At 37.7% G+C, this 7,971-nt stretch carries 7 protein-coding genes; 5 read left to right on the plus strand and 2 right to left on the minus strand.

The features are described 5' to 3' along the window. Positions 1-15 precede the first annotated feature (15 nt). The 4 genes from H6G73_RS13660 (at position 16) to H6G73_RS13675 (ending at position 5,983) form a co-directional block, all read left to right on the plus strand. On the plus strand, positions 16-2,166 hold the full coding sequence (locus tag H6G73_RS13660) for a peptidase domain-containing ABC transporter (RefSeq protein ID WP_190605295.1): 2,151 nt from the start codon (positions 16-18) through the stop codon (positions 2,164-2,166). Positions 2,167-2,186: 20 nt separating this feature from the next. Beyond that, on the plus strand, positions 2,187-3,569 hold the full coding sequence (locus H6G73_RS13665) for an HlyD family efflux transporter periplasmic adaptor subunit (protein WP_190605297.1): 1,383 nt from the start codon (positions 2,187-2,189) through the stop codon (positions 3,567-3,569). A gap of 68 nt (positions 3,570-3,637) precedes the next feature. After that, the gene (locus H6G73_RS13670) at positions 3,638-4,279 is read left to right on the plus strand and encodes a hypothetical protein (RefSeq protein ID WP_190605300.1); all 642 of its coding nucleotides are present in this window, start codon (positions 3,638-3,640) and stop codon (positions 4,277-4,279) included. Between the two features lie 132 nt (positions 4,280-4,411). Beyond that, positions 4,412-5,983, plus strand: coding sequence for a metallophosphoesterase family protein (locus H6G73_RS13675; protein WP_190605301.1), 1,572 nt, complete (start codon positions 4,412-4,414; stop codon positions 5,981-5,983). Positions 5,984-5,986: 3 nt separating this feature from the next. Here the strand turns inward: H6G73_RS13675 and H6G73_RS13680 are convergent, their stop codons facing one another. Together H6G73_RS13680 and H6G73_RS13685 are read right to left on the minus strand one after the other, a co-directional pair. Then, complete coding sequence (locus H6G73_RS13680; RefSeq protein WP_190605303.1) at positions 5,987-6,280, minus strand: hypothetical protein; 294 nt, start codon at positions 6,278-6,280, stop codon at positions 5,987-5,989. Positions 6,281-6,298: 18 nt separating this feature from the next. Beyond that, the gene (locus H6G73_RS13685) at positions 6,299-6,745 is read right to left on the minus strand and encodes a VOC family protein (protein ID WP_190605311.1); all 447 of its coding nucleotides are present in this window, start codon (positions 6,743-6,745) and stop codon (positions 6,299-6,301) included. A gap of 271 nt (positions 6,746-7,016) precedes the next feature. Between H6G73_RS13685 and H6G73_RS13690 the strand changes: the two genes are divergently transcribed. After that, positions 7,017-7,904, plus strand: coding sequence for an AAA family ATPase (locus H6G73_RS13690; RefSeq protein ID WP_190605305.1), 888 nt, complete (start codon positions 7,017-7,019; stop codon positions 7,902-7,904). Positions 7,905-7,971 lie beyond the last annotated feature (67 nt).

Genomic DNA, 7,971 nt, shown 5'->3' on the forward strand with positions numbered 1-7,971 from the left:
TCTATTCATTAAGCCATGAAATATAAATTTGTTAAACAACATAGCGAAGAAGATTGTGGCGCAGCTTGTTTAGCTTCAATTGCTAGGTTTTATGGAAAAACTTTTACACTAAATCATATTCGGGAAGCCGTAGGTACTGGACAGTTTGGCACGACATTATTAGGATTGAAACGAGGAGCAGAAACATTAGGTTTTAAAGCTAGACCAGTGAAAACATCAGCAGAGGTGCTAGATAGACTCAATGAAGCACCTTTGCCAGCAATTATTCACTGGAAAGGCAATCATTGGGTGGTTTTATATGGTAAAAAAGGCAAAAGTTTTCTCGTTGCTGATCCTGCGGTGGGGATGCGTCAGCTATCTCACAAAGATTTGGTAGAAGGTTGGACTGATTGGTTAATCCTACTATTAGAACCAGACCCCAATAAATTTTTTGAGCAACAAGATGACCAAGTAGGTGGTTTTTGGCGTTTCTTTAAACGAGTGTGGATTTATCGTGCCATTCTCGTTCAAGCCTTACCAATTAATTTAATTTTAGGTTTACTATCCTTAGCTTCTCCTTTTTTATTACAACTGCTCACCGATGATGTATTAGTCAGAGGAGATACTAAGTTACTGACTACCGTAGCTATTGCTGTAGTCGTGATGAATTTTATTTCTCACAGTCTTTCTTTTGTCCAATCTAACTTAATTGCTCACTTTGCCCAACGCTTACAATTAGGTTTAGTTTTAGAGTTTGGGCAACAAATTTTGCGTCTCCCTCTGAGTTACTATGAATCTCGACGTAGCGGTGAAATTGTCAGTAGGCTCCAAGACATAGAACAAATTAATCAATTAGTGGCTCAGGTAGTAGTTAGTTTACCTAGTCGCTTCTTTATTGCTTTAATTTCTTTGGGTTTTATGATTTTTTATAGTTGGAAATTAACAGCTGTAGCATTATTTATTGCCGCAGTTATGACTATTTCCACTATTATTTTCCAACCGACATTAAGACAAAAAACTCGTGAACTACTAGTCACGGAAGCGGAAACTCAAGGTGTTTTAGTGGAAACCTTTAAAGGTGCCTTGACCCTTAAAACTACAGGTTCCGGTTTACAATTTAAAGACGAATTAGATAATAGATTTAGCCGATTAGCTACTCTAAGTTTCCGCACAATTCAAATTGGCATTATCAATAATACTTTTTCTGGTTTTGTTTCTGCAATTGGTGGCGTTATCTTATTATGGTTTGGAGGTAATTTAGTCATTAATCCTCTAGAAAACCTGAGTATCGGTCAACTACTAGCATTTAATTCTATGAATGCTAATTTTGTAGGCTTGATTAGCACCATCATTAGTTTTGTGGAGGAATTTACACGAGCTAAAACAGCCACCCAACGATTAACAGAAGTCATTGATGCGACTCCAGAAAATGAAAACGATGGGAAAAAACCCTTTGCTAAAATTACCGACAACACAGATATTACCCTAACTAATCTCAGCTTTCACTATAGTGGTCGTCTGGAATTATTAGAGAATTTTTCTTTAAACATTCCTGGTGGTCAAGTGGTTGCTTTAATTGGAAAATCTGGTTGTGGTAAAAGTACCTTAGCTAAAATCATTGCTGGCTTATATCCGATTCAATCAGGGAATATTCGCATTGGACTTTATAATCTCCAAGACCTGTCTTTAGAATGTCTGCGTCAACAAGTGGTACTCGTTCCTCAAGATGCTCATTTTTGGAGTCGTTCTATTGTCGAAAATTTCCGGTTAGGGGCACCTTATGTTTCCTTTGAGCAAATTGTCAGGTCATGTCAAATTGCTGGTGCTGATGAGTTTATTAGCCATCTTCCTGATAAATATCAAACCATCTTAGGTGAATTTGGAGCGAATTTATCTGGTGGTCAAAGACAGAGGTTAGCTATTGCTAGAGCGATTGTTAATGACCCTTCTATTCTCATTTTAGATGAATCTACTAGTGGTCTTGACCCTGTAAGTGAAGCACAGGTATTAGAGCGATTGTTCCAACATCGAAAAGGCAAAACTACTATTTTAATTACTCACCGTCCCCAAGTAATTAATCGAGTAGATTGGGTGGTATTACTTGAACAGGGCAAACTAAAATTACAAGGTTCCTTAGCAGATTTGAAGGCAATTCCAGGAGAACATTTAGACTTTTTAGTTACCTAAGGGTTAGTTATTCTACTGTTATGCTTTACACTCATAATTCTCAGGTTGTTTCTACTGTTGAAACTGATACTGTTCTACCACCAGTTAATAGTTGGCTTTATTTTACAGGCATATTTTTGGTGGGAACAGTAACTGTAGGTGTTGTTTTATCTTCCTGGATTAAATACAATGTCACTGTTAAAGCTGGGGCAATTGTGCGTCCCACAGGAGAAGTGCGGGTAGTTCAATCTCAAGTGGAAGGTACTGTGAAAAGTATCTTTGTCAAAGAAAATCAGTTAGTTAAATTGGGTGATAAAATTGCCCAACTTGATAATGAAGAATTACTCATAGAAAGAAGTCAGGTTAAAGATAATATTCAACAGAGTAACCTGCAAGTTATTCAAATTGATGCCCAAATTAATGCTTTAGGCAATCAAATCATAGCCGAACAGAATTTAATTACTAATACGGTCAATGCAGCTAAAGCAGATTTAATGAGGAATGAAAGAGAATATCAAGAAAGACAAATAAATACTAAAAGTGAGTGGTTAGCAGCTTTGGCTAATTCCCAAAAGTCTGAGGCAGATGTACGCAAGGCTCAAGCTGATTTAGAGTTTGCTAAAGTAGATCGCGATCGCTATCAACAATTAGCCAAAATTGGTGCTATTGGTAGACGAGAATTTGAGCAAAAACAATTAGTTGTGAAGCAGTTACAATCTGTCCTACAATCTGAGCGCAAATCTTTAGAAATATCTAAACTCAAGACTTTATCGGCACGGGTAGCTGTTAATCCCTCCATTGCCAATGTGACTATTGCTCAAGAACGTGTGGCTCAAGAAATCGCTAGAGGTGAATCTAGTTTAGCAACTTTACATAAAGAGAAACAACAATTAATTGAGCGCAGAATTCAATTACATAGTCAAATTAAACAATATCAACAAGCAATTAAACAGCTTGATAATAAATTAAAAAGTAGTATTGTTTTCGCTACTAGTAGTGGAATTATTTTCAAGCAAAATTTACGTAATTCTGGTCAGGTTATTCGCATGGGTGAATCTATTGCGGAGATAGTACCTGCTAATACTAAACTCGTAATTAAAGCGAAGATTCCCTCCGCAGAAATTAATAAAGTTGTGGTTGGTAAAGTCGCAAAACTACGGATAAATTCTTGTCCTTACCCTGATTACGGTACCTTAGATGGTGTAGTTAAATATATTTCTCCAGATGTGATTACTAATCAAGAAAAAACAGCTACTGGGGGATATTTTGAAGCCACTATTGAACCAGCACAGCATGTTTTTGGTAATCAACAAAAACAATGTCAATTGCAACCGGGTATGGAAGCACAAGCTGACATTATTACCCAGGAAGAAACTGCACTACAATTTATGTTGCGAAAGGCTAGATTCGCAACAGATTTATAGTCATAATTCACTTCTTCCTCAAGCAGGTTATTCTACAATTTATATCAGTCATACTGCTACTACAGTTTATGACCTCCGAACAAAAAATCCAGAATGCTCTAAAATGGTGGTCTTATCGGCAATCTCTTAAATTCTTTTTAGAAGCAGAAGAAATTCGCGATAATTTATTACAGGAATATTTTTCTATTCGTCGAAGTTTTGATTTATTAGCAATAGATGCTTTAAATCTATCTCACACAGAAATTAAGTCTTATATTCAAAAATGTGACAATTTTCACTATTCTTTAGTGCAATTGAGTGAACGTTTGTGTCCAGCTTCCATTCAAGATAGCCTCCCTTTATCTATGGCTTATTTGGTGGAAAAGTGGCAGTCATCTCATCCTTTGGTATCTATTAGCTTTGATATGCCTCTGACATGGTCTAATGAATCGAAGGAAAGAAGTTTAATTGTTTTGATGGCTGTAGAAGAGTTAATGCAAATAACATTACCAGAAGGGATGTTAGCTATTTCGATGATTTTAAATCTAGAAACAGACGCAACTCTCGACAAAATTAATATAAAAATTTCCTATCCTGACCGCTCAACTTTAAGTTTTTATGCTAATTTACCAGATTTAGAATATCTCTCTGAGAGTTTTCAATTTTTAATGTCTGGGAAATGTTTTTGGTCAAGTGAAGATTTAAGTTTATTTTGGTCGTTTTGTTGGTAAAATATCAATAATTGCTGGTGCTAATGTGTAGAGCAATCGCACCTGTGCAAGTTTGTCCCTCCTCAATAAATTTGTTACAGTAAATTTACAAACCTGCATATATTAGTTCCCAGGCAGTAGCTTATTTCAGCTATGAGATTGATTTCTGAACCACCAGTTCCTGTCAAAATTCACAAGATGAAGCAACGGGTGAGGTGGCAACATCCCAGCATTGTCCAACGCCAAATTGACCAAACCTCCATGGTCGTAGATGATGACTATCAGGAAAATTCTGAGTTTTCCTTTATGGTCATTGGTGATAGCGGTACCAAGTCCCATTATTCCCACCATCCTCAACGTCAAGTGATGGAAATGATGCTCAAATATGGTGGGGACTGCCGTTTTGTTCTGCACACCGGGGATGTGATTTATGTGGTTGGTTCCCGCGAATATTATCCCAGAAATTTTATTCAGCCCTATCGAGAATTTCTAGTTGGTGGTGAAAACCCAGATAGTCTGACCTACGACAATATGGTGTTTAAGTTGCCAATTTTGCCAGTTTTGGGTAATCATGATTACTATGATGTACCATGGCCCTATCGCTTGGTTGCTGGTGCTACCTTGCCATTACGTCGCATCTTTCGCTACAAAGATATTGAAATTGGTTGGCATGGTTCTAATCAAGGAGATGCTTACGCTAGGGCATTTTTAGATTATTTAGGAGGCATTTCTTACCCTCTAGAGTTAGAACGGCATCTAGACCAGTATTACACCGCGAAAACTGATAATGGCAGGTGTTTACGGTATCAACCAGGAGAATTTACACGCTTACCTAACCGTTACTACACTTTCCGCTATGGTGGCATCGACTTTTTTGCCCTAGATTCTAATACTTTCAATACTCCTGAACCTTTACCAGCAACTCAAGCTGGTGATGCTTACCGTCAACAATTGCAGCAGCGTCGTCTGGAAATCGAACAAGAAGAATTGCAGATTTTAGCAGCGTGCGACAAACTCAACCCCAATTATCCCAGTGAGGCAGAACAACTAGCTGATTTGGGTGGTAAATTAGACCAAATCAATGAAATCAAAATTGACGTAGAAAAGCAATTAGAGTCTCACACCAGTGCGGATGTTGATTTGGAACAATTGGAGTGGTTAAAAAATAGGTTAATTGAATCTTGGCATAATAGCGAGGTACGGGGACGAATTATTTTTCTCCATCATCCCCCTTATGTGACAGAAGCCACCAAATGGCATCAAGGCCAAACTTTAGCTGTGCGTCATCGTTTGCGGTGGGCATTTGACCAGGTTGCAGCGACCTTGGGAAATCTCCATCAAGGAAGACCCATTGCTGATTTAGTTTTTAGCGGTCATGCCCATTGTTTAGAACACCTGCAAACAGAAAACACGGGTTATGCAGATTCTCATATCAACTATATCATTTCCGGCGGTAGTGGTCGCCGTCCCCGTCGGCAACGGGAAGAGGGTTTAGAACTGATGGAAACCTTTCACGAGGCTAATGGTATTTCCACCCGCAAAGTGGCAAACTCCCTGTTGTATGTGGGACGGAGTGGCCATGGTTTAAATACACGCAAGCCTTATTCCTGCGTGCGTGTGGATGTTTTAGGTGACAATCTGCCTCAGTTTCGCATTACACCGATGGTAACAGAACTGGTGGAGGACAAATGGTGCGATCGCTTGTTGAATTCTTTTGTGATTTAATATCTACAACATCTGGGGAATTAAACTAGCGGTTTTAGTGGCACTATCCCAAATAATCCAATTGGTTTTATCATCTAAATCACCAGCAGTATTTGCCACCTTGAAATATAACTTGTCACCACCTTTAAACTGCACAGCAAAATCTGCATTTTGGGCATAAACTACAATAAACCCCCGGTCCCGTAAGCAATACATAGCCCAATTCTTTAAAGATTGCTTATAGGGGTCATGGGGAATTGGTGGTTTAGTAATTGCTTCTTCAATTACCTTTAAAACTTGCGCTAAGTTCTTACTCAAGACAACACTCCTTTACCACTACGCAGGGTCACAACGAATTTCAATCATAAACCCATCAGGGTCATAAAAATACACACCCCTACCTGTAGGACGGGTAACAGGCCCGTGGGCAATTTCTAAATTATTTTCCCTGATTACGGACACAGCTTGATCAAATAATTCTGGATTAATATCAAAGGCTAAATGATATGCCCTAGTGAAAGACTTACTGGGGTCAGGGTCTGGTGGTAATAATTCCGGTTCTCCAAATAAGTCTAATATTGTTCCATCTGGGGTAATAAAATTAGCGACCTTACCAGATGCCACCAGTTCTTTTAATGTTTCTGGGACTTCTTCCCCTGTGAGTTCATGTAAGCCTAAAATATGACCATAAAAATGGCGGGATGCTGGCATATCGCGGACATTTAAAGCGATATGATGGACTTTGCGTAGATAGCCGACGGGAATAGTTTTTTGAGCAATCATCATCCCTAAATTGAGAATTTATAAATTTAAAATTATCTGTAAGATGCTAATATTTCAAGTTATATTAAGAAACTCAAATGTAGGGTGTGTTGTCGCACAGCGCAACATCAATAATTTCAGGTGCGTTAGCCTACGGCATAACACACCCTACCCATAATTTATATTTCTTCATATACATTAAATTTTTATCGCCGACTGACTTAATATTAGCTCAAGTCTAAATCTCAATATTTTCGCGCTAAAATGCCGTTAGGTGGTGAGATTTTGGAATATGACTTCAGATTTTGCTTTTTTAAAACGCCTATATAATGCTTTTGACCCATTTCGTCCCTTACCTGCTGGTGACCCTGCTTATGTTGACTGTCAGGAAGTGCGGGGAGATGGTGATATTTTGGAAGCTGTAGGGAGAGAAATTTTATATTCTGATAGAAAGACCTGTCAACTTTATGCAGGTCATCGTGGTGCGGGGAAATCTACAGAATTACTAAGACTGCAAAAAGATTTAGATGAAAAAGGTTTTTTTGTCATCTACTTTGCCGCTGATGAAGAAGATATTGATCCAGAGGATGTTCAATATACAGATATCCTCTTAGCTTGCACACGCAATATATTAACAGCATTTAAAGATAAAACTAATTCTCCAGCTATATTGAATTGGTTAAAAGAAAGATGTGAAGACTTGAAAGATTTTTTACAAACGAAGATTTCTTTAGAAGAATTATCAATTGAAGCACAGGTTTCACAATTTGCTAAAATAACTACTAAGATACGCAGTGAACCCAGCGAACGCCGCAAAATTCGTGATTTGATTAATCCCCATACAGTTACTTTAACTAAGGCATTGAATGAATTTATTCAAGATTCCAAAAAAAATCTACCTTCAGGATATACAGAATTAGTTTTAATTGCTGATAATTTAGATAGAATAGTCCCTGTTCCACAAGCAGATGGACGTAGCAATCACGACCAGATTTTTATCGACCGTAATGAACAACTAAAAGATTTAGATTGTCATTTAGTTTATACAGTGCCAATTTCTCTAATTTATTCTGATAAAGCTGCTTCATTATTAGAAATATATGGTAATTCCCAGGTATTACCAATGATTATGGTACAAACCAGAAATGTTGAATGTCGATACAAAACTTTACATCTTTAGATAGAGTAGCTCTAAAAAGCCTAAAATAGTCAACATAACATTATCTCCTCAAGCCAATGAACATAAC

Source organism: Richelia sinica FACHB-800, assembly GCF_014698825.1.
GTDB lineage: Bacteria > Cyanobacteriota > Cyanobacteriia > Cyanobacteriales > Nostocaceae > FACHB-800.